The sequence below is a fragment of the Paraburkholderia sp. RL17-337-BIB-A genome (assembly GCF_046025895.1).
In the GTDB taxonomy this organism is placed as follows: Bacteria; Pseudomonadota; Gammaproteobacteria; order Burkholderiales; family Burkholderiaceae; genus Paraburkholderia; species Paraburkholderia fungorum_C.
The window spans coordinates 1,867,227-1,889,936 of record NZ_JARESY010000001.1; the positions used below are offsets into that span (position 1 = coordinate 1,867,227).

Annotated in this window: 17 protein-coding genes; 4 read left to right on the forward strand and 13 right to left on the reverse strand. The window is 63.0% G+C overall.

Features of this window, described 5'->3' with window-relative positions:
- Positions 1–211: 211 nt before the first annotated feature.
- On the reverse strand, positions 212–826 hold the full coding sequence (locus tag P0D84_RS08420) for a hypothetical protein (protein ID WP_408334756.1): 615 nt from the start codon (positions 824–826) through the stop codon (positions 212–214).
- Positions 827–1,322: 496 nt separating this feature from the next.
- On the opposite strand from P0D84_RS08420, the gene P0D84_RS08425 reads away from it, so the two are divergent.
- Positions 1,323–3,824: a penicillin-binding protein 1A gene (locus P0D84_RS08425; RefSeq protein ID WP_408334759.1), complete on the forward strand. Its 2,502-nt coding sequence runs from the start codon at positions 1,323–1,325 to the stop codon at positions 3,822–3,824.
- 426 nt (positions 3,825–4,250) lie between these two features.
- Positions 4,251–5,129 carry a lipid A biosynthesis lauroyl acyltransferase gene (locus tag P0D84_RS08430; RefSeq protein WP_459252210.1) on the forward strand — a complete coding sequence of 293 codons (879 nt, stop codon included), beginning with the start codon at positions 4,251–4,253 and terminating at the stop codon, positions 5,127–5,129.
- 1,620 nt (positions 5,130–6,749) lie between these two features.
- On the opposite strand, the gene P0D84_RS08435 is transcribed toward P0D84_RS08430, so the two are convergent.
- The 3 genes from P0D84_RS08435 to P0D84_RS08445 are packed head-to-tail and all read right to left on the reverse strand — an operon-like array spanning position 6,750 to position 12,608.
- On the reverse strand, positions 6,750–8,264 hold the full coding sequence (locus tag P0D84_RS08435) for an efflux transporter outer membrane subunit (protein ID WP_408334761.1): 1,515 nt from the start codon (positions 8,262–8,264) through the stop codon (positions 6,750–6,752).
- Positions 8,265–8,268: 4 nt separating this feature from the next.
- Positions 8,269–11,412: an efflux RND transporter permease subunit gene (locus tag P0D84_RS08440; protein WP_408334764.1), complete on the reverse strand. Its 3,144-nt coding sequence runs from the start codon at positions 11,410–11,412 to the stop codon at positions 8,269–8,271.
- Complete coding sequence (locus P0D84_RS08445) at positions 11,409–12,608, reverse strand: efflux RND transporter periplasmic adaptor subunit (protein ID WP_408334767.1); 1,200 nt, start codon at positions 12,606–12,608, stop codon at positions 11,409–11,411. Before P0D84_RS08445 ends, P0D84_RS08440 begins: the two co-directional genes overlap by 4 nt.
- Before the next feature lie 219 nt (positions 12,609–12,827).
- Between P0D84_RS08445 and P0D84_RS08450 the strand changes: the two genes are divergently transcribed.
- Complete coding sequence (locus tag P0D84_RS08450) at positions 12,828–13,445, forward strand: TetR/AcrR family transcriptional regulator (protein ID WP_408334770.1); 618 nt, start codon at positions 12,828–12,830, stop codon at positions 13,443–13,445.
- Positions 13,446–13,461: 16 nt separating this feature from the next.
- Here P0D84_RS08450 and P0D84_RS08455 read toward each other — a convergent pair whose 3' ends face one another.
- Positions 13,462–13,674: a hypothetical protein gene (locus P0D84_RS08455; RefSeq protein WP_408334773.1), complete on the reverse strand. Its 213-nt coding sequence runs from the start codon at positions 13,672–13,674 to the stop codon at positions 13,462–13,464.
- A gap of 253 nt (positions 13,675–13,927) precedes the next feature.
- Between P0D84_RS08455 and gvmR the strand changes: the two genes are divergently transcribed.
- Positions 13,928–14,974, forward strand: coding sequence for a transcriptional regulator GvmR (gene gvmR, locus P0D84_RS08460; protein ID WP_408334776.1), 1,047 nt, complete (start codon positions 13,928–13,930; stop codon positions 14,972–14,974).
- A 37-nt stretch (positions 14,975–15,011) separates the two neighbouring features.
- On the opposite strand, the gene P0D84_RS08465 is transcribed toward gvmR, so the two are convergent.
- The 8 genes from P0D84_RS08465 to P0D84_RS08500 all read right to left on the reverse strand — a co-directional run bounded on the left by P0D84_RS08465 (position 15,012) and on the right by P0D84_RS08500 (position 22,695).
- Positions 15,012–15,401, reverse strand: a complete 390-nt coding sequence (locus tag P0D84_RS08465) for a cupin domain-containing protein (RefSeq protein ID WP_408334779.1) — start codon at positions 15,399–15,401, stop codon at positions 15,012–15,014.
- Between the two features lie 126 nt (positions 15,402–15,527).
- A complete protein-coding gene (locus P0D84_RS08470; protein WP_408334782.1) occupies positions 15,528–16,391 on the reverse strand; it encodes an AraC family transcriptional regulator in 864 nt (287 codons plus the stop codon).
- Positions 16,392–16,405: 14 nt separating this feature from the next.
- Positions 16,406–16,645, reverse strand: a complete 240-nt coding sequence (locus tag P0D84_RS08475) for a DUF2795 domain-containing protein (RefSeq protein ID WP_408334785.1) — start codon at positions 16,643–16,645, stop codon at positions 16,406–16,408.
- A gap of 24 nt (positions 16,646–16,669) precedes the next feature.
- Complete coding sequence (locus P0D84_RS08480; protein ID WP_408334788.1) at positions 16,670–16,924, reverse strand: hypothetical protein; 255 nt, start codon at positions 16,922–16,924, stop codon at positions 16,670–16,672.
- Positions 16,925–17,310: 386 nt separating this feature from the next.
- Positions 17,311–18,648 (reverse strand): C45 family autoproteolytic acyltransferase/hydrolase, encoded by a 1,338-nt coding sequence (locus P0D84_RS08485; protein ID WP_408334791.1) that lies wholly within the window; start codon positions 18,646–18,648, stop codon positions 17,311–17,313.
- A gap of 218 nt (positions 18,649–18,866) precedes the next feature.
- Positions 18,867–20,600 (reverse strand): ClcB-like voltage-gated chloride channel protein, encoded by a 1,734-nt coding sequence (locus P0D84_RS08490; RefSeq protein ID WP_408334794.1) that lies wholly within the window; start codon positions 20,598–20,600, stop codon positions 18,867–18,869.
- A gap of 111 nt (positions 20,601–20,711) precedes the next feature.
- Positions 20,712–21,449 (reverse strand): glutathione S-transferase, encoded by a 738-nt coding sequence (locus P0D84_RS08495; RefSeq protein ID WP_408334797.1) that lies wholly within the window; start codon positions 21,447–21,449, stop codon positions 20,712–20,714.
- 145 nt (positions 21,450–21,594) lie between these two features.
- Positions 21,595–22,695 (reverse strand): YeiH family protein, encoded by a 1,101-nt coding sequence (locus P0D84_RS08500; protein ID WP_408334800.1) that lies wholly within the window; start codon positions 22,693–22,695, stop codon positions 21,595–21,597.
- Positions 22,696–22,710 lie beyond the last annotated feature (15 nt).

Here is a 22,710-nt window from a genome sequence, read left to right on the forward strand (position 1 = left end):
AACCGACTTAAAGGGCGCGATGGCGCAATCGCCAAACCATGTGCGCGGCGAGTGTCGCGGGGGGAATGAGCGTGGCGGGCGGGAGGCATGAGTGTGCGTTAGCAGTGCCGCTGCTCCTGTGTGAGCGACACCTCTCGAACCCCTGCGTTTGCGACACTGAGCGCTCGATCGCGTGAATCGATGGAGATGTTGGTCCCCCATCGCTTCCCGTTCACGCAAAGCGGCCGCCTTCCGTGCTCGGATCGCTTTGCGGATCGTCTTCATCCCGTGCGGCGTCGACGCGCGGGCGTTTGAGCACGTTGCGCAACTGCGCGTCCATGACACCCGGTTCCTGCGCCAAGTCCGCGATAGATGCCGCTTTGGCCGCCGCGACGCGCGCTACGGCTTCGGCCGCGGCGGCCGCCGCCTGTTCCTCGGCGGTAGCGGTGAGGGCGGCCATCACGCCGGCCGGCAGCAAGGGTGCAGGGCTTGAACCTGCGGGCGTGCCCAACAATTCATCCGCATGCTTTGCGGGTGCACTTTCCGCCGGCGCAGCGGATGCGTTGTCCTTGTGGGTTTGCAAGGCCGCCGGGAGTGCTGCCCGTGCGTGCCGCGTGCCGCGCGCGACACGCTGCAGCGCCGCGTCGAGCGCGTCTGGCGCGCGCGGCGCACGCAACCGGTCGACGATGCTGGCCGCTTTCACCTGCTCGCTGGTCGCGCCGAAACTCAATACCGCGCGCCGCATCAGTTCGCTGACACTAATGCCCAGGTTCTCGGCGGTGGCGGCGATCGCGCGTTTCTGCGCGGTCGTGACGAATACGACGATGCGTTCGCTGGGCTTGTTCATAGTCGGCTCGCATACTTGTTGGCATGGGCTGTTCAAGGCGTTTTATCTGGCGTACGCCGTCGCGCACGTCGGTGCTGACTCGCGCGCCGAGTCCATCATATGACGAGTTGCACCGATGCGGAACGGGCGCAACATGAAAATCCCGTGACATCAACGAGTTGTAGCGATTCCGGCAGCCTTGTCCACAGGCCTTTCAACACTTTCTGTTGATAACCCTGGCGAGCCTCGTCGCATGTTTGTGAGCCTGCCGCGAACCACGATCATGACAAGGCGCGAAGGGAATTCTTACAAAAAAACTGTCTTGGACGTCGCTTGATTTCTTTAAAATGCGCTGTTACGTTGCGCCGGACGATGTCTCAGGCGTGCCGTGTGGCTGCCCGGGGGCATAGGGGCGCGCGGTGTTTAGCGCCTCAAGCCACGATGCTCGACCACGATCCATGCACGCGCCAGGAGCGTGTGCAGAAAGGCGTTCAGTTACGCGCCCACTATTCCAGTCATGCCAATCATCAAACGACCGCATTCTTCGAATTCTCCGGCTGGTGAAGACCGGGACACCTACCACCGCACTCCAGGACGCAACGCTGCTTCGCGCGACGCGGAGGCGGGCCGCCGTTCGATCGGCGTGACCATCGTCATCTGGTTTGTCAGTTTGCTGGCGACCCTCGCCGTGGTGGGTGCGCTGATCGTCGGTTACGCGCTCGTGGTGATGGGCCCGCAACTGCCGTCGCTCGACGCGCTGACCGACTATCGCCCGAAAGTGCCGCTGCGTGTCTACACCGCGGATCACGTGCTGATTGGCGAGTTCGGCGAAGAACGGCGCAGCATCGTGCGCTTCCAGGACATTCCGGACCAGATGAAAAAAGCCGTGCTCGCGATCGAAGACTATCGCTTCTACGAGCACGGCGGTGTCGACTTCGTCGGCATTCTGCGTGCGGGCGTTTCCGACATCACGCACGGCGGCGCCTCGCAGGGCGCGAGCACGATCACCATGCAGGTAGCGCGCAACTTCTTCCTCTCGAGCGAGAAGACCTACACGCGCAAGATTTACGAAATGTTACTGGCGTACAAGATCGAGCGCGCGCTGACCAAGGACCAGATCCTCGAGGTCTACATGAACCAGATTTATCTGGGCGAGCGCTCGTACGGTTTTGCTGCCGCCGCGCGCGTGTATTTCGGCAAGGATCTGAAAGACATCACGCTGGCTGAAGCCGCGATGCTGGCCGGCTTGCCGAAGGCGCCGTCCGCGTACAACCCGGTGGTCAATCCGAAGCGCGCGAAGATCCGTCAGGAATACATTCTGAAGCGCATGCTCGAGCTGAAATACATCAGCCAGGACCAGTACGACCAGGCGGTGAAGGAAGAGATCCACACCAAGAACCCGGGCAACGAGTACAGCGTGCATGCTGAATACATCGCTGAAATGGTTCGCCAGATGATGTACGCGCAGTACAAGGACGAAACGTATACGCGCGGCCTGAACGTCACCACCACGATCGATTCCGCCGACCAGGACGCAGCCTATCGCGCGGTGCGCAAGGGCGTGATGGATTACGAGCGGCGCCACGGCTATCGCGGACCGGAGGGTTTCGTGCAACTGCCCGCACCGGGCGACGACCGCGATCAGACCATCGACGACGCGCTCACCGATCACCCCGACAACGGCGAAATCATCGCCGGCGTGGTGACGGACGCGAATCCGAAGCAGGTGAAGGCGCAACTGGTCGACGGCACCGAGGTGACGATCACCGGCGACGGCCTGCGCTTCGCAGCCGGCGCGCTGAGCGCGCGCGCGACGGCGGCCACGAAGATCAAGCCGGGTTCGATCGTGCGCCTCGTCGCCGACGACAAGGGCAACTGGCAGATCACGCAGCTTCCGCAGGTGGAAGGCGCGCTGGTTTCGCTGACGCCGCAGGACGGCGCGATTCGCGCCCTGGTGGGCGGCTTCGATTTCAACAAGAACAAGTTCAACCACGTCACGCAGGCGTGGCGCCAGCCGGGTTCGAGCTTCAAGCCGTTCATCTATTCGGCGGCGCTCGACAAGGGTATTGGACCGGCCACGATCATCAACGACGCGCCGCTGTACTTCCCGCCGAGCACGCCGGGCGGCGACGCGTGGGAGCCCAAGGACGACGACCAGCCGGAGGGGCCGATGCCCATGCGCGTCGCGCTGGAGAAGTCGAAGAACCTGGTGTCGATCCGCATTCTGTCGTTCATCGGCACCAAGTACGCGCAAGATTTTGTCACGCAGCGGTTTGGTTTCGACGCCGACAAGACCCCGCCGTATCTGCCGCTGGCGCTTGGCGCGGGGCTTGTCACGCCGCTGCAATCGGCGGGCGCGTATTCGGTGTTCGCGAACGGCGGCTACCGGATCAATCCGTATCTGATCAGCGAAGTCACCGACGCGCGCGGCGAGCCGCTTTCGAAAGCGCAACCGCTGACCGCCGGCCGCGATGCACCGCGTACGCTCGAACCGCGTAACGCATACATCATCAACAGCCTGCTGCATTCGGTTGCCACCGCCGGGACGGGTGCGGGCACCAATGTGCTGCATCGTTCGGACTTGCAGGGCAAGACGGGTACGACCAACGACGCGAAGGACGGCTGGTTCGCCGGTTATCAGCAATCGCTGGTGGCGGTGGCGTGGATGGGTTACGACCAGCCGAAGAGCCTCGGCAGCCGCGAATTCGGTGCGCAGCTCGCGCTGCCGATCTGGGTCGAGTACATGCAGCGCGCGCTGCGCGGCGTGCCGCAAGGCGAGCCGCCGCAGCCGGACGGCGTGACCGCGGTCGACGGCGAACTGTTCTATACCGACATGACGCCGGGCAATGGTTTCGTGGCCAGCATCGGTCTCGATTCGGCGAATCCCACTGCCGGCGCGAGCGACGCGATTGGCGGCGTCGGGCCGGCGGGTATGACGCCGCCGGCGGTGCCGCCGCCGAGCGTGTCGTCGAATGAAAAGAAGCAGATCATGGATCTGTTCGAGTCGAACAAGCCTTGATGTCGCTCGGGACTTCCTTCGAGGGGGCCGCCAAGTGGGCCCGCCTTGGGGGCGCAGTGAGCGTGTGCGGCCGGCTTCGGCTGCACGCTTACGTTTTTGAAAGGGCAGGGAAATCGCCGCCCTTTCACCGATTTCGTGATGTTCCCGGGACAGCCGTTCGAGCAGATTTTGTGCCCGCCCTCCGCAGTGTGTTTTAATCACGCCTGCGGTGTCTCAATATTGGGTCCCATACGGACGCTCGATTCCTAAGCGGTTTCGGTCGCCGGCACCGCTACGTTTCGCCGCGAGCGAGACGTCCACCTTCGCACCTCTCGCGCCGCGCGAGACGCCTTTGACGCGCGCGAATGCCACCTCGACCATCAGCAATGCGATGTTGCTCCGGCCGTGGTGTTACACACCCAGCATCCACCAGGGTCTCCAGAACTCGTGAAAAGTCGAATACTCATCTGTTTGATGACAGGTCTGCTGCGCGTGTTTGCTCTTTTGCCATATGGCGTGGTCGCGCGCATCGGCGCCGGCATCGGTGCGTTGCTGTATCGGATTCCGAGCGCCCGCCGGCGCGTCGTGCATACCAATCTGAAACTGTGTTTTCCCGACATGAGCGATGAGGCGCGCGAACGCCTTGCGCGCGCGCATTTCTGTCATGTGATCCGCAGTTACGTCGAGCGCGGGCCGCAATGGTTCGGCAATGCGCGGGCGCTGGCGCGTCTTGTCGAGGTGGAGAGCGCGATTGATCTCACTGACATGGCGGGCAAGCCGACGATTTTTGTCGGCTTCCATTTTGTCGGTATCGAGGCGGGCTGCATGATGTATTCGACGCGGCACCCGGTTGCGTCGCTGTACACGCCGATGTCGAACCTTTTGCTCGACGGGATGGCCAAGCGGCAGCGCGGGCGCTTCGGCACGGAGATGATTCCGCGCAGCGATAGCGTGCGGCGGGCTTTGCGTGTTTTGCGTGAGGGTAAGCCAGTCATGCTGGCTGCTGATATGGACTTTGGGCTGCGGGATTCGGTGTTTGTGCCGTTTTTTGGCGTGCCGGCTTGCACGCTGACTTCTGTTTCGCGGATGGCGCGCGCGGGGAATGCTCGTGTTGTGCCGTTTGTGACTGAGGTCCTGCCGGACTATCGTGGGTATAAGCTGACTATTTTTGATGCGTTGAGCGATTTTCCTTCGGATGATGTTTCTGTTGATGCTCGGCGGATTACTGAGTTTCTTGAGACGCAGGTACGACGGATTCCTGATCAATATTATTGGGTGCATAAGAGGTTTAAGAATCGGCCTGTGGGCGAGGCGGGGGTTTATTGACGGTTTTTTTTGCGCGGGGCGCGGGGGTGGGGGTTTTTGCTTGCGTGGCGCTTGATTGTCTGTTTGCCTGTGGCGTTGGCCTTTCCTTGAATTGTTTGCCTGCGGCGTTGGGTTTGGTTGTTTGCCTACGGCGTTGCCTTTCCTTGAAGTGTTATTGGTCTATTAGCGTTGCCCCTGTGCGGGGCGGCACTTACTTTCTTTGCCGCCGCAAAGAAAGATAAGCAAAGAAAGCGGCTCACACCGCCAGCGCATAAGCGGGTCCCCCGCGCAGTCGCGGTAGTGGTGCATCTGGAATCTGTGTTCTCGCACATTTGGCGTGAATGACACAGCCGTCATATTTCCGGCGACGCTGCGCGCGCCGAAGAGCACGGCATAAAACCGCCCGCTACGTCTTAATTCTCGCGTTCTGCCTAATACCGTTCCCCGTCATTACGTTCCCACCGCCTTTCTGACTCCGACTCAGGCTCCGACTCCGACTCCGACTCCGACTCTGGCGATGGCTCTAGCTCTGACTCTGACTCTGACTCTGACTCAGGTTCCGACTCTGGCGATAGCTCTAGCTTTGGCTCTAGCTCTAGCTTTGGCTCGAGGTCGGGATCTGGCTACGGCTGCGGCTGCGAGTGCGGCTGCGAGTGCGGCTGCAAGTGCAAGTGCAAGTGCAAGTGCAAGTGCAAGTGCAAGTGCAAGTGCAAGACGTTGACATTTCATTCGCAGTGGGGGTTCACCGATGAGTGCGGGGGAGCTTGGCCGAGGCGAAGCAGATGGCTTCCACCGGGCCCTGACGAAGCCCCTGGTTTCCCAGGCAGACCGATCCGCGACGCACGCGGTGCGGAGTGGGAGCTGATGAGCGCGTTGTCGCTAAGGTTGAATGTGCGAGGGCACGGATTCCAGTTGTACCACTGCCGTGACTGTGCGAGGGACCCGCCTATGAGCTGGCGGGTTGAGGCGCTTTCTTTGCTTATCTTTCTTTGCGGCGGCGGCAAAGAAAGTAAGTGCCGCCCCGCACAGGGGCAACGATAATAGACCAATATCAATTCAAGGAAAGGCCACCGCCACGGACAAACAACCAAACCCACCGCCGCAGGCAAACAATTCAAGGAAAGGCCAAAGAGCCAGATCAAGAAAAGCCCAACGCCACAGGCAAACAGACAATCAACCGCCGCGCAGGAAAAACCCAATCCACGTGCTACGCGCAAAACCTTCGATCTCTCAATCACTTACGCGGAATGTCCAGGCGTTATCAACAAGCCTATAAACAAAATCTGTGGATAAGGCGTCCCCCCAGAATACGCCCGTCCTCACGAGGCGCGTCGTCGATCAACACTGCATCCAGTCGCACCGCGCGCAACAAACTGATCTGCATCAAGCACTTAAGCGCGTAGCCCCATAGTTATCAACAACCCTGTCAACATAAATTGGGGATAACGCTGGGTTACGTTGAGGCATCCCAACAGCCTCTACCGGAAACAGAAGGCACCTTCAGCACCCCTGGTTCATTCCGCACCGCGAGCAGAAAACTCCACGCGCTCAGCGTGTTAGCCCGCTTGTCAGATAGTTTTCAACAGCCTCATCAACATAAACTGGGGATAACTCCGTACCCATCAATACGGAATCCCAGGTTTAGTCAGAAGCGCCCACGTTCGTCGCAGGAACTACCGCTGTCGACGCCGCCGCAGATGGCTCCGATTCCACCGGTGGATTCCCCATCGCCCGGAACAAGGCCGCGGTGTCCGTCAGCCGCGCACTCGTATAGCGAATCTCATCAAGCTGCGCATTGCGAAACTGCTGTTCGCTCGAACGCGTCGCCGCTACCGGCAACGCGCCCAGCCGGTAGCGTCCCGACGTCTCGTCGAAAATGCCTTGCGCCGAGCGCGCGGCAATGTTCGCCGCGTCGAGCGCTTGCGTGTCGTGCTGCAACGCTGCAAGCGTATCGGCGACGTTCTGGAATGCAGCCAGCACGGTTTGCTTGTACTGCGAAACCGTGGCGTCATACGTGTCCATCGCCGCGCGGCGCTGCGCGAACAGCGCGCCGCCATGAAACAGCGGTTGTGACAAAGAAGCGCCAATACTCCATATCGCCCCCGCGCCGGACAGCGCCACCGGCCAGCTAAAGCCGCCTTGTCCCATCGATGCACTCAGCGAAAGACTCGGGAACATCTGCGCGGTCGCAACGCCGACATCGGCCGCGGCGGCTTTCAGCGCAGCGTCCGCGGCTTGAATGTCGGGCCGGGTGCGCAGCAATTCGGATGGCACCACCACCGGCACCTGCTCAGGCACATGCAGTTGCGCGAGATCGAGGTCGTCCGGCGCCGCGTCCGGCGTGCGGCCGAGCAGCACTGCCAGAGCATGACGCGTCGTCAGCCATTGCTGCTTCAAACCCGGCAAACTCGCGGACAGACTCGCCGCACTCTGTTGCGCGCTCAACTGATCGGCGTGCGAGACCGCGCCCAACGTGTAGCGCCGTTGCGTGTCGCGCGCCTGATCGTTGGCAATCGTCACAAGCCGCTCGGTCGTGTCGATCTGCGCATGCAACGCCGCGCTCGTAATCGCCGCCGTCACGATGTTGGCGGCCAGCGCGCGGCGCGCGGCATCGAACTGATAGGCCTGCACATTCACGCGAGCAGCGAGCGCCGCATCGGCGAGACGTGCGGCGCCGAACAGGTCGAACGTATAGTGCGCCTGCAACTGACCGACGAAGACGTTGTACAGAAACGTGTTCGGTCCGATCTCGGGTATCGCCAGCGCGCGGTTGCGGGTCACCTGACCACCGGCGTCGATGGTCGGCAACAGCGAACTGCCGATCTGCGCCCGCAATTGCTCGCGTGCGGCGGCAAGGCTCTTATCGGTGGCGGCTAGCGTCGGGCTGTTGCGTAAGCCTTCGTCGACCAGCGCGTTCAGCGCATCCGATTGATACAGCTTCCACCATTCGGGCACGGGCTTGGCGCCAACCACGAATTGCTGGGTGATGCCCTGTGCGGGCACGGTTTGGGTCGGCTGCGCCTCGGCGCCGTAGTGAGCCGGTTGCGGCATGGCGGGCGGCGCGCCGTTCGGGCCGAACGAGCAGGCGGCCAGCGTCAGCGCGGCGGCACCGGGAAACGTGAGGCGCAGGTATCGGGGGAAGGCAAAGTTAACCATGATCTCAATTCCCCGTATGCGTCGTGCCGGATGCGGTCGTGCCGGACTCGGACGGCGTCTGCGGTTCGCGCTCGTCGGCGCGCACTCTGAACGACATGGCGTACAGGGCCGGCAGATAGAACAACGTGAGGATGGTCGCGCTGGTAATGCCGCCCATTAGCGCGGTCGCCATCGGGCCGAAGAAGTTCGAGCGCAACAGCGGAATCAGCGCGAGCACGGCCGCTGCCGCGGTCAGCGTGATCGGCCGGAAGCGTCGCACCGTCGCGCCGACGATCGCGTCGAAGCGCTTATGCCCCGCAGCGATGTCCTGCTCGATCTGATCGACCAGAATTACCGAGTTGCGCATGATGATGCCGAACATCGCGATCACCCCGAGCATCGCGACAAAGCCGAACGGCTGGCCGAACAGCAGCAGCGTGATAACCACGCCGATCAGTCCGAGCGGCGCGGTCAGCACCACCATCAGCACGCGCGCGAAACTTTGCAGCTGGATCATAAGCAGCGTCAGTACGGCAATGATCATGATCGGCATCTGCGCGTTGATCGATGTTTGACCCTTGCCGCTTTCCTCGACCGAGCCGCCGATTTCAATCCGGTAGCCGACCGGCAGCGTGGCGCGAATCTGGCTCAAGGCTTTATCGACGGCATGCGTGACGTCGATCCCTTGCGCGCCAGGCGCGACGTCGGATTGCACGGTGATGGTGGGTTGCCGATCGCGTTCCCAGATCACACCGTATTCGAGGTCGTTGCGGAGATGACCGAGCGTGCCAAGCGGAACCGGCCCGTTCGGCGTCGGCATGGCCAACATGACGAGGTGCGCGGGGTCGACGCGTTCCGCTTTGGGCGCGCGCAGATCGACGCTGATCAGCTTGTCGCGCTCGCGATACTGGGTGACGGTGTAGCCGGAGAGTGTCATCGCGAGGAAGCTCGAGATGTCTTCGGAGCTGACGCCGAGTTCGCGCGCTTTCTTCTGATCGACTTCGAAGCGCACCGAGCGCTCGGCGGGCTCATCCCAGTCGAACTGGACGTTGCTGGTGCCGCGGTTGGCGCGCATGGTTGCGGCCACGCGCTCGGCGATCGAACGTACGGTGGCGATATCGTCGCCGCTGACGCGGAACTGCACGGGATAGCCGACCGGCGGGCCATTCTCCAGACGAGACAGCCGGGTGCGGATCGCCGGAAAGTTGTTGCGCAATTCCGGTTCGAGCCACTGCGCGAGCTTCTCGCGATCCTTCACCGATTTCGCCGTGATGACGAACTGCGCGAAATTGGGCTGCGGCAATTGCTGGTCGAGCGGCAGATAGAACCGCGGCGCGCCGGTGCCGACGAAGTTCACCGTATGATCGATTTCCGGACGGCCCACCAGTGCTTTCTCCAGCCGCTCTGCTTGCCGCAACGTTGCGTCGAACGAAGCGCCTTCGGGCAAGCGCACATCCACTAATAACTCGGGACGGTCCGAGCTCGGGAAGAACTGCTGCGGCACCAGCGTGAAGCCTGCCATGGCCAGAATGAACAGCACGACGGTGATCGCCAGCACGACGAAACGCCGCTCGATGCACCACCCGATCCAGCCACGCAACCGCTTATAGAAGCGCGTGTCGTAGATGTCGTGTTCGTGATCGTCCGCTTCGTGTGCCTGACGTTTGCGCTCCGGCAGCATGTGATAGCCGAGCAACGGAATCAGCACCACGGCCGCGAGCCACGACGCGATCAGCGCGATCGCCGACACTTCGAAGATCGAGCGCGTGTATTCGCCGGTGCTCGACTTCGCCAACGCAATCGGCAGGAAGCCGGACACGGTCACGAGCGTCCCGGTCAGCATCGGAAAAGCAGTGCTGGTGTACGCAAAGGCGGCTGCGCGCGTACGGCTCCAGCCTTGTTCGAGTTTCACCGACATCATTTCGACAGCGATGATCGCGTCGTCCACCAGCAGCCCTAAAGCCAGCACGAGCGTGCCCAACGACACCTTGTGCAGGCCGATATCGAACAGATACATGCAGAGCGCCGTGACGGCGAGCACGACAGGTATCGAGATCACGACCACCATGCCGGTGCGCACGCCCAGCGACAGCAGGCTGACCACCAGCACGATTGCAATGGCCTCGCCGACGGCCTCGAGAAAATCGTCGACTGAAAGCGCCACTGCGTGCGGCATGCTCGACACTTCGACCAGGTGCAAACCGGCGGGCAGGTAGGCACGCAGTTTGACCGTCTCCTGATCGAGCGCCTTGCCCAGGCGGATCACGTCGCCGCCGGGCTGCATCGTGACGCCGATGCCGAGCACCGCCTTGCCGCCGGAGCGCATTTGCGTGGCGACCGGGTCGTCGTAACCGCGCTTGATGGTCGCGATGTCGCCGAGACGGAACGAGCGGTTGTTGATGCGGATCAGCGTGTCGGCGAGCGCATTGACGTCCTGGAACTGACCGGTGGGGCGCACGAACACGCGGTCGTCGCTGGTGGTGAGCGTACCCGCCGGCGCGACGCTGTTCTGCGAATTGATCGCCTGGCCGAGTTGCTGCGGCGAGATGCCGAGGCGCGTGAGTTGCGTGTTGGCGATCTCGATGTAGATGTGCTGATCCGGATCGCCAAAATAGTCGACCTTGCCGACGCCCGGCACACGCAGCAGCACAGTGCGCAACTGGTCCGCGTAATCGTGCAGTTGCGCGGGGGAAAAACCGTCGCCTTCGAGCGTCCAGATGTTGGTGTAGACGTCGCCGAATTCGTCGTTGAAGAACGGGCCTTGAATGCCTTGCGGCAAGGTCGCCGCGATGTCGCCGACTTTCTTGCGCACCTGATACCAGGTTTCGGGTACGTCCTTGACCGGCGCCGAGTCTTTCATCGAAAAGAACATCAGCGATTCGCCGGGGCGCGAGTAACTGCGCACGAAATCGATGGCGGGCGTTTCCTGCAGTTTCCGGCCGATGCGGTCGGTGACCTGTTCCTGTACCTGGCGCGCGGTCGCGCCGGGCCAGAAGGTGCGGATCACCATCACGCGGAACGTGAAGGGCGGGTCTTCAGATTGGGCAAGACGGGTATAGGCGAGGATGCCGAATACAGTGGCGAGCGCGATCAGGAAAACGACCAGCGCCTGGTGGCGCAGCGCCCATGCGGACAGGTTGAAGCGTCCTTCTTCATGCGTGGTGCTCATGAAGCGAAGTCCTCGGGATGCAACGGCGGGATCACGTGGACTTTTTCGCCGGCGGTCACGGTATGCACGCCTTGCAGCACGACGCGTTCACCGTCCTTGAGCCCCTGGCCGATCACGATCGTGCGCTCGTTATAGCGCGTGACCGTCACGCGGCGCAGTTCCAGCGTACCGACGCCTGGCGTACCGACGCCCGGCGCATTGTCCGTAGGACGCACGACCCACACGGCCGGCTGCGTGCCGTCATGAAACAGCGCGGTGGCCGGCACGGTGAAGGCACTGCTCTGGCTCGCAGCTGAGTTGGCAACTGAGTTCGAGGGCGAAGGCCCGGCGAGCGCGATATCGGCAGTCATGCCGAGACGCACGTCCGGTCCGGGATTGTCGAGCGTGAGCTTGGCGCGATAAGTGCGGCTTTGCGGATCTGCGGCCGGCGACAGTTCGCGCACTCGCGCGTTGAAGCTGCGGCCTGGCAGCGCGGCCAGCGTGATCTTCGCGGTTTGCCCGACCGAGAGCCTGGCCAGCGCACTTTCCGGCACGTCGCAGATCACGTCGATATCGCCGCTCCATGCGAGGTTGTAGACGGCCTGGCCCGCGGACACATTCTGGCCGGTGTCGGCTTGTTCGGCGGTGATCACGCCGGCGTGATCGGCAATGAGCGTGGTGTACTGCAACTGGTCTTTCGACAACGCCGCCTGCTGCACAGCCTGGTCGCGTTGCGCGGCAGCGGACGCGTAGGCATTGGTGGTCTGTTCGAGCTGCGCAGGCGCGATCAGGTTTTCTCTTGCCTGTGCCTGGTCGCGGTCGAGTTGCTGTTTCGCATACACGAAACTGTGTTGGGCGGCTTCGAGTTGGGCCTGCGCGCCGGCGGCATTCTTCTGCGCATCCGCCGGATCCAGCCGGGCGAGTATCTGCCCGTTCTTCACCACGTCGCCCAGGCGTACGCGCCGCTCGATGATCTTGCCGCTGACGCGAAATGATAACGGTGTGGAATAGCGCGCCTGCACTTCGCCGGGCAGCGATGCCGCAGCTGTGGCGCTGCCGTCCGCATGCACGGCGACGGCGACCACCGGACGCGGCGTGGGCGCGGCCGGTTCTTTCTTCGAGCAGGCGGCTAGCGTGACGAGACCGGCGAGAGCGAGGGCGAATGCTGCGCGGCGCAAGCGCGCGGGACGGGCAGATCGATGGAGCTGCTGGCGCATCGCAGACGATGCGGGAGGACCGGGACGCTTCACAATTACCCCAACTGGCGACAGCGAACGAACACGGCAAGCCGCAGCGGCCCGCCAGCGAAGACGCACAGGCCGAGACATGCAATTGGCATACGCGCCTGACTTCGAATGGACGATTGAATTCTAATACACACCTGTATTTGAATGTTGTAGTGAATTGGGATTCTTTTCGGTGCTAGACTTGCGCCCATGAAACGGCAACGACTTACACGCGAGCAGAGCAAGGACCAGACGCGTCAGCGTCTGCTCGACGCTGCGCAAACGATTTTTATGAAGAAAGGCTTTGTCGCGGCGAGTGTCGAAGACATCGCCGGGGCGGCGGGCTATACGCGCGGTGCGTTCTATTCGAACTTCCGCAGCAAGAGCGAGTTGTTCCTCGAACTATTGCGGCGCGATCACGAGACCATGCAGGCGGGGTTGCAGGCCATCTTCGAAAACGCGGCCTCGCGCGAAGAGATGGAAGCGCGCGTGCTGCGCTACTACAGCAGCCTCCATCGCGAAAACAAGTGCTTCCTGCTGTGGGTGGAGGCGAAGCTGCTCGCCGTGCGCGACGGCCGCTTCCGGCTGCGCTTTAACGCGTTCATGCACGAGAAGCTTGAACAGTTGAGCGCGTACATCCGCGAATTTTCGACGCGTGTCGGCACGCCGCTGTTGCTGCCGGCGGAGACATTGGCGATGGGCTTGATGGGCTTGTGCGACGGCGTGCAGTTCTTCTACACGGTCGACCCGCAGAACGTGCCGGCGGAGATGGCCGAATCAGTGCTGGCGGGATTTTTCGCGCGCGTGGTGTTCGGGCGCGACGCTTAAGGCAAATCCCGGCGAATCAGTCTGTTGGCAACTGCGCGCAGGCGTCCGCAACGGGCGAGGCGCAGACGTATGAATACTTCCCGCTGTAGCGCAGGGCTTCTTCACCAGCGTGCAAGACGACCTTGATGTCCGGGCACCGCTCGTAAGCGATGAAGGCCGAACAGGCTGCGGCGGACCAGCAAACCAGTGAAAACGCGATTTTCTCGAAGAGCTGATAACGGTGTGGCATAGCGATTAAGTTCCTTTCGGGCGCTATATTACCATCACCTAAGGGTTTATACCTAGCTATTTTCCCGTAGTCGACCTCGCAATCGTGTCGTGAGCGACTCGGGAACGTGACTGGATTGTCATGTTCGGGTCAGGGCTGGGACATGGTCGGATCGATACAATCGGATCGTTGGGCAGACCCGCGCACACCTTGCTGCTCGGGTCGACACAGGCGTCGTTGCGCCGGCCCGGCTTTACCGAGGCAGGAGTCGTCCATGAATCAATTGCAATCGATGCGCGTGTTCGTCAAAGTGGCCGATCTCGGCAGTTTTGTCCGCGCGGCCAGCACACTGGAACTCTCCACCGCTGTCGTCACGCGGCATGTTGCCGATCTGGAAGCGCGCCTCGGCACCCGCCTGCTCAATCGCACGACGCGCCGTCTCTCGCTGACCGAATCCGGCACGACTTATCTGGAGCGCGTGCGTCACATTCTCGACGACCTCGAAGGCGTCGAGCAGATGGTGGTGGCACGCAATCACGAACCGGTCGGGACCTTGCGTATCGTCGCCCCGGTGGTGTTCGGGCTGCATAGCCTCGCGCCGGTGGTGCAGTCTTACGCCGCGTGCTATCCGGATGTGAGGCCTGACGTCACGCTGGCGGATCGCCATGTCGATCTGGTGGAGGAAGGTTTCGACGTCGGCATTATGGTCGCGCGGCAGATGCGCAGCGCGAGCATCGTCACGCGGCGTCTGACCACCGGTTATATGACGGTCTGCGCGACCCCTGCCTATCTCGCGCAGCACGGCACGCCGACCCGGCCGGAAGATCTGTTGATGCATCCATGTCTGAGCCGGCCCGCCGAGCAAGGTGGCGACGAACGGGTGTTCACCGGACCCAAGGGCGAAGTCCGCGTCCGGCCGACCAACGCGATTGCGGCGAACAATACTGAAATGCTGAGGCAGTTCGCCCTGCTGGGCATGGGCGTGGCAATTCTGCCGAGCTATCTGATTGGCCGCGATCTGGCGTCCGGGCGTCTCGTGCCGTTGCTCAGCGATTACCGCCTGCCGCAAATCGAAATCACGATTGCTTATCCAAGCCGCCTTCATTTGCCGGCGAAAGTGCGCACCTTTATCGATCATCTGGTCGAGCATTTCAGTCAGACCGATGCTTGCGCGCGCGATCCACGCGCCACGATGCCGAGACGTGCGGTTGCCGCCTCGCCGGTTTATGCCGGTGACCTGCCGGTGTCCGCCTCGCCGGGCGAGGCAGCGCGGCCGAAGCGCCAGGCTTCGCGCTCGGGAATCGTGGTGTCGTCGCTTTGACAGGAGCGGGGCGAACGCGGCGAACGCGTGTGTCCGCCTAGATCCACAGGTCGTTTTCAGCGGTGCGTTCGTTGCTTTCTTCGCCGGTGTTCTTCACGCCGCGCGGTTCGATCAGCAGCAGCTTCACCTCGCGTTCGGCGTACGGCTTGTGCTGCGTGCCTTTGGGCACCACGAACATTTCTCCTGCCGAGAGCAGCACAGACCCCTCGCGCATGTCGATGCGCAATTGACCGTCGAGCACGATAAACGTCTCGTCCGTGTCGGTATGCTCATGCCAGATAAAGTCGCCTTCGATACGGACCAGCTTGAACTGGTAGTCGTTCATTTCCGCGATGACGCGCGCTTGCCATTGGTCGCTGAAGAGCGACAGCTTTTCGGCGAAGTTGATGGCGCGTTGAGGCCGTTGAATCGTTTGATGGTTGGACATTGAGGTGCTCCTCCTGAGCGGTAGGTCTCCGGCAGGAGCTTAGGGCGGCAGGCGCTATCGGGTCTTGTACGTTTGTGCGCGTGGCTCTCGCGGCTCGCGCGGCGGGCTATCAGGCAGCGGTATCCGTCAGAGTGGCTGCCTAGCGCTGCCGCGCGCCGAAGGCCCCAGCATCTTCAGCCAATGCGCCGGCGCAACGCCCCAGGCGCGCTTGAAGTGCCGCGTCATATGACTTTGATCGGTAAAGCCGGCTGCCGCCGATGCATCCGCGAGCGACACGCCTTGAACCACAAGCCGTCGCACGAGATCGAGCCGACGCATGGTCAGATAGCGATGCGGGCTCGTGCCGAACAGCGCACGAAAATCCCGCGACAGACTCCAGCGGTCGCGGCCGGCGGCTGCGGCCAGTTCGTCCAGTGTCACTACACGATCGAGCGACGCAAGCATATGCTCGCGCGCCCGTTCAGCCGAAAGGTAATCCACCGGACGCCGCGTCGTCGTCGCGCCCGCCACAGCGTCGAGCGCGATTGCCAGATCGTAAAGCGCATCGTCCTGTTCGAGCGAATCGATTGCGCAATCCATTGTGCGCAGCAGGCTCTCGGTCGCAGCAAACAGTCGCGGATCGTTCGACAGGCCGCCTTCGACGAACGGCAGCGGCTTGCCGCCGAGCACCTGCTGGAACAGTGCCGGGTCGACATAGATCATCCGGTAGTGAAAGCCGTCGCGGGTGCCGGCCTGGCCGTCATGCGGTTCGTCGGGATGCAGCACCATCGTGCCGCCCGGCAAGCTGTTACGCGTGCTGCCGCGGTAGCGGAAGCTCTGCACGCCTGCCAGGGTGCGGCCGATCGCATAGGTATCGTGCCGGTGCATGGCATAACCGGCGTGATGAAAGAACGCTTCGATTCGTTCGATGCCGCTCGTGCCCGACGCATGCGGCGAGCGGTGGATCCAGTCGGCAGACGGCTGATCGGACGAAACTGCGTTCAGCGTCAAGACCTGCTTTCCGCTCATGCCCCAAGGCCCGGCCCGTAATTGCCACCGACGAGGCGCGTGACCGAACTCACGTCGGCGTAATCCTGCTCTGGCAAACCGTCGAGCATCGACAATACTTCGTTGCTCGCGCCGGCTTCGCGCGCGGCGTCGACTAGCGCGTCCTTGTAAGTCGGGAAACGGACTTCGCGCAGAACGTCGGCGATCTGCAGATCAATCGATTCGCCGGGAATGCCTGGAATAGCCGATGCGGTCATGCAAGCGCTCCTATGGGTGTTGGTTCAGGTCTGCAAGTGCTCGTTCTGGCCTGTGAAGCTTCGCTCCAGATGGCGCGACTTGGGCAGCGCGATGTGTTGCCATTGTTGCGGACGATTGTCGTCCGTGGCAGCGACGTCCGGCGCCGCGGGGGCGACCGGTGCGGCGTTGGCGCGTTCGGCAAGGCTACCGGCGGTCGTGCTGTCCGGCGCGGTATGAACCGGCGCGGCGAAACACGAAGCTGACAGCGTCACCATGGTCAACAGTGTCGAGGTTTTCATCGCCCGACCTCCTAAGCTCATGCGGCGCTGACGGTTGAGCAAACGCTGTGCCGTCCCCGCGTCGAAAGGAGGGCGCAACCTGCACGCGGCTTGCGTGCGGCCGACATGCTTCTACCATCTTAGATGGCAAACTGCGGCGCCGCGCGCGCAAAAGAGACAAAACCTAATTGTAGATTTCACATGATGGCAGGAAAAAGCCGAGGCGGTCGCGAACGGTCGTACTGCGGTTATGCTGCGGCGCGGTCGGGATCGGCTCGAGCCGGTGTGAGAGCGACTGCCGAGAGCGACTGCCTGGCCCGGCCTGACTGCCCGAGACTGGCCCTTACTGCCTGACTGCCCCGGGAGCCTTTCAGCCAAGCCCCGCCAGCCACCCAGGGAAAGAGCCTCTAACGCAGCACTTCGAACCGCGTCCACGGCCACGACGGCCGGTCGCGCATATAGCCGTTGAGCCAGTTCCACTGCGGATGGCGCTTCATGAACGCCTGGGCATCGAACGGCCGCCCGCACGGATGCCCCCAGCGGGCATCGAAGGCCATGGCGCGCGCCATCTCGCTGTCGACCACCTTGCCGTCGTTGGCGCCCCACGGATTGAACGGCCCATGGTCGGTGCCGCCGAAGCGCGCGTCGTCCAGTTCCAGGTGCCCGCAGATGGTGCGCGAGCACGGGTTGTCATTGCGGTCGAGGTAGACGTCGTGATGATCGGCGATCATCTCTTTGGCAAGCTCGATGTCGATCTTGCCGTGATGCATCTCTTCGAGCTGCATGAAGCGCAAGCGTCGCGCGCCATTTTTGCGCACGTCCGTATAGTCTTCGCCTTCGCCAATGCATTCCTGGTTGCGGATCTTCAGATCGGTCGCGGTGTTGTAACCGCTATAGAAACCGTCTTTCGTGCTCTCGAAGCCGGAAAAGTGCAGCCCCAGTTCGTAGCGCGCGATCTCGCCGGTCTTGGTGTCGCCGAGCAGCCAGCTATTCGCATAGCCGCCGTTATTGGCGACCGCGAACATCTCGCACCATTCGCCGATGTCGTTGGCGTACTGCGACGCGCGCCGCGAGCGATAGAACTCCGGCGCACCGGCCGCGTTGTAGCCGACGAAGTTGGAGATGGTGGTCTCAGTGACCATCAGGCCCGCTTCCGTGACCCAGAAATCGGTGAGGCTGGAGATGCAGCCGGGCAAGCCTTGCATCAGGATGCGCTTGCCGCGATCCGGCACGATGTCGAACACCACGTTGAACGCGTCGCCCGCGGCGTAGCGGTCCCACGAGTTGTGCGCCATCACGATGCGGCCGTCGCGGGTGGCCTTGCCGGTGGCGATGAACGCGCTGCAATGATGACCGCGGCGCCCGCGCCACGGTTTGAGACCGAGATGCGGTTGCTGGGCCGCCGCGTGGCTCGGCCACCAGCTTTGCAGCAGATCCATGTAGCCGTTCCAGGCCAGCACTTCGGCGAACGGCAGCTTCGCGCCGTCGGCGATGCCCTGGATTTCGTCGGCGAATTCGGTGTCGAGCTTGTTGGCGAACTGGGATGTGGCGGCATCGACGAAGGTGTCGAAGTCTTCGCCGGTGTCCCATTTCGCGAGGTAACGGGCGGTGTGGATCGCGTTGCGGATTTCAGTGGCGAGCAACTGACCGTGCTGTTCGCCGCGATCGTACGGCTCGCCTTCGATATGCAGAAAAATCCAGCCCGCGTGATCGTGGCGCACGGCATCGAGGGACGGTTCGCTCATCTTCGCTCCGGTCGAAGGGCGGGCGTCTCGTGCGCCCGTCTTGGCGTAACGCGCGCTGCTCGCAATCGCTGCAGCGGTTTTTTCATTGTAGAGAATCTGCCGCGCTTTGCACGGCCCGGACCGCAGGCGGCGTGGGTGAGACGCCGCGCAATGCCGCGCGGGCTTGACCCATGCTGCAGCAATCAAACGACTCGGCGCACGAATGCCCGAAGCGCAGCCTAGCGCGTCGGATTCATGCGGAAATACGCATCGAGCAGCGACGTCTTATAGACCACCCCGGCCAGCTTCGGATCCGCGGTGCTTTCGACCACCGGCAACCGCTCGCCCTGAAACGCCATGAAGTGTTGCAACGCAACGCCGAGCGGCATATCCGGCGTCAGCACATCGAAATGCGGCTGCAGATAATCCGCGGCGGTTTTCGTCGCGGTCTCGCGCTTGTCGAGCAGATCGGAGGTGATGTCCTTGAGCGCGACCACGCCGAGAAACGCGCCGGACGCGTTGGCAACGTACAGATACTTCACCGGATATTCGAGGAACACGCGCGTCATGTCCTGCACGGTTGCATTCGGCGGCACGACGGTTTCGGCGGGCCGGATCAGTTCGCGCATCTGCGTCGCGCGCAGCCGGGTGCGCTCCTGCTCCTCCTGATTGCGGCGCAGCGTCACCTCGTACATCGAGGTTTTGCCGATCGCGCGCGACACGAAATACGCCACCACGCACGACAGCATCAGCGGCAGCACCACCTGATAGCTGAGCGTCATTTCGAAGATCAACAGGATCGCCATCAGCGGCGCCTGGGTGGCGCCGGCCAGAAACGCACCCATGCCGACCATCGCGTAGGCGAACGGCGCCGAGGTGCCGTGCGGCCACAACGCATGCATGCCCTGGCCAAACAGGCAACCCACCACCGCGCCGACGAACAGCGTCGGCGTAAACACGCCGCCGATCGCGCCTGAACCCACGGTCGCCGTCGTCGCGACGACCTTGAATACCAGCACGAGGACGAGCGCGGTCCATGTCCACGGCGAATGCAGAATGGAATTGACCACGCTGTAGCCGTTGCCCCACACCTCGGGCGTCCACACTGACAGAATGCCGACCACCAGACCGCCCAACGCCAGCCGGATGGGCAGCGGCAGCGGCAGCTTGCGAAAGTTTGCCTTCGAGAGGTCCATCAGCCGCAGAAATTGCGGCGCGGCCGCACCGCATATCAGCCCGAGCGCGACGAACAGCAGGACTTCGGCGCCTGCCACCGGCGGGAACACGGGCATTTCATACGGCGGCTTGTAGCTGGTGAATTCGCGCATCGTGATGTTGGCGACCACCGCCGAGACCACCACGGGGCCGAAGCTCTCCATCACGATCGAGCCGAGCACGATCTCAGTGACAAAAAACGCGCCGGCGATCGGCGCGCTGTAGGCGGAGGTGATGCCGGCCGCGGCGCCGCATGCGACGAGCAGGCGCAGACGCGGCGGGTCGAAATGCACCAGGCGGCCGATCAGCGACGCGGCCAGCGCCGCCAGTTGCACCATCGGACCTTCGCGGCCAATCGAGCCGCCGCTCGAAATCGTGAACAGCGACGACACGCTGCGCCACAAACTCAGCTTGACCGGTACCACACCATCGCCGATGGCGACCGCTTCCATGTAGTCGATGTGATTGCACTTGTCGACGTGACGCTGCGCGATTAGCAGAAAGAAGCCGGCGATCAGGCCGCCCGCGGCGGGCAGCCACACGCGCACCGTCGACGGTAAGCTGCGCGCCATTTCGACGAAACTGCCAGCCTTGCCGACCGTCGCCAGTTGCAGCAACGCGATGCCTTCGCGAAAGGCAATCGTCGCGAAGGCGCCCGCGACGCCGACCACCACCGACCAGACCAGCATCGTATGAGTGTCGGACAGACGGAACAGGTGTTGGGCGCGGGTGCGCAGCTTCAGCAGGAATGAAAGCACGTCGGCGGTAGAGGGCGTGATAGGTGGATGAAATGCACGTACGGCAACAGCAGCGCGCCGCGCTCGAAAGCGGGCGCGCTGCTGAGGGTTCGCGAAGGAGGGCGGCGTGGCTCAAGTCGCCGCCTTGTCGAGTTCCGGGTAGTGCCGGAAGATGCAGGCTTCGTTGTGCTCGATGCGCCGCTCGGACTGGAGATACGCGGCGATGTTCGGCCGCTCGATCACCGCGTCGTGCAGCGCCGCGAGACGCGGATAGTGTTCGCCGAAACGCTTGAGCGCGCGCGGAAACGCGTACAGGAGACCATCGATCAACTGGAACATCGACAAATCGACGTAACTGAGCGCGTCGCCCACCATGCAGGTGTCGCCGGCCGGGTTCTGTTTCAGCACGCGCTCGAAATACTTCATGAACTTCGGAATCCGGTTGTCGATGAAGTCGTGCGCGCGCACTTTGGCGGCGTCTTTCTGGTCTTCGTAATAGAGGCCGCTCGCGAGGGGGTGATGCGTGTCGTGCGCTTCGGCCACCACGTCGGCGATCGTCAACTGCAGGCCATTGGCCACGTAGCGCAGGCTTTCCACCGATGGCGCGAGCTTGAGCCTCGGGCCCAGGTAGAACAGGATGTTGGCGGTCTGCGCGATCACCAGATCGCCGTCCTTCAGAAACGGCGGCGCGAACGGCGGGTAGGGCTCGTCGCGGCTCTTCATCACCGCCATCATCGCGTGGGTGCCTAAACCGTCCGAGGCCTCGCCACGCGCCACTTCCACATAGTCCGCGCCGGCTTCTTCCAGGGCCAGCCGCACGAATTCGCCACGGCCCTGCAGGCCGTCCCAATAGTAAAGTTCCAGGCTCATCGATCGATCCTCATTCCGGTTGCATGAACGGGTTTGCGCGAACTGATGACGTCAGCAATCAGTATGCCGTGCAAGCGTGCGGGATGGTTCTCCTGAACGCACAAAACCCCGCACGCGGCGGGGTTGGCGGGGAGGCGAGGGCGGCTTAGCCGAACAGGTGCTGGACGGTCCATGTGATCCCCAGTCCGCCGGCAATCAACCACACATACAGAATGAAGCCGGTGGTCAAGGCGCGGGGTCCGGCCTGACGGATCTGCTCGATGCGGGTTTCGATGCCGAGCGCGGTCATGGCCATCGTCAACGCAAAGGTGTCGAGCATGTTCAGCGTGCCGGTCGCGCTTTCGGGCAGCACATGCAGCGAGTTGATCACGACGAAGGCCAGGAAACCGACCGCGAACCAGGGAATCGCCAGCTTGCGCGGCGCCGGTTGCTTGCCGTCTTCGGCCGTGGCGGTAGCGGCTTCGCTGCGTGCCGAGCGGTTCACCCACATGCCGACGACCAGCAGCACCGGCACCAGCAGCATCACGCGGGTCATCTTGACGATGGTCGCGATGTGAGTCGCTTCCGGACTGACGTTGCTGGCCGCGCCGACCACCTGCGCCACTTCGTGAATCGTGCCGCCGAAGAACAGGCCCGCGCCGACCGTGTCGAGATGCAGCCAGCCCGCCTTGAACAGCACCGGGTAGAGGAACATCGACAGCGTGCCGAACAGCACTACGCTACCCACCGCCATGGCGCTCTTGTGCGGCTTCGATTGCAGCGTCGACTCGAATGCGAGCACCGCAGCCGCGCCGCAGATCGCGCTGCCCGCGGCCGTGAGGAGCGCCGTGTCGCGGTCGAGCTTCATGATTTTCATGCCCGCCCACGTGCCGATCACCAGCGTGCTGACGACGATCAATACCGATTCAGCGAGACCGGGCAAGCCGACCTGAGCAATTTCCTGCAAGCTGACGCGCAGCCCGAAAAATGCCACGGCGATGCGCAGGAGTTTGCGCGCCGAGAAATTGACGCCGGCCGCCCAGCTTGCGGGCATGCCGTCGCGTAGCGCGTTGCCGTAAATGGCGCCTGCCACGATACCGACGATCAGCGGGCTCAAACCCAACCCGGCGATGGCCGGGATGGCGGCGATGCGGGTCACGGCCGCGGCGAACAGCGCGACGAACAGAATGCCGTTGAGCTGGCCGCGGGTGGAGGACCCCGAAGAACCGGCGGATGAGGCGGCAGCGGTGAGATGAGCAGTAGACATGGCGTAGCGCCTTCC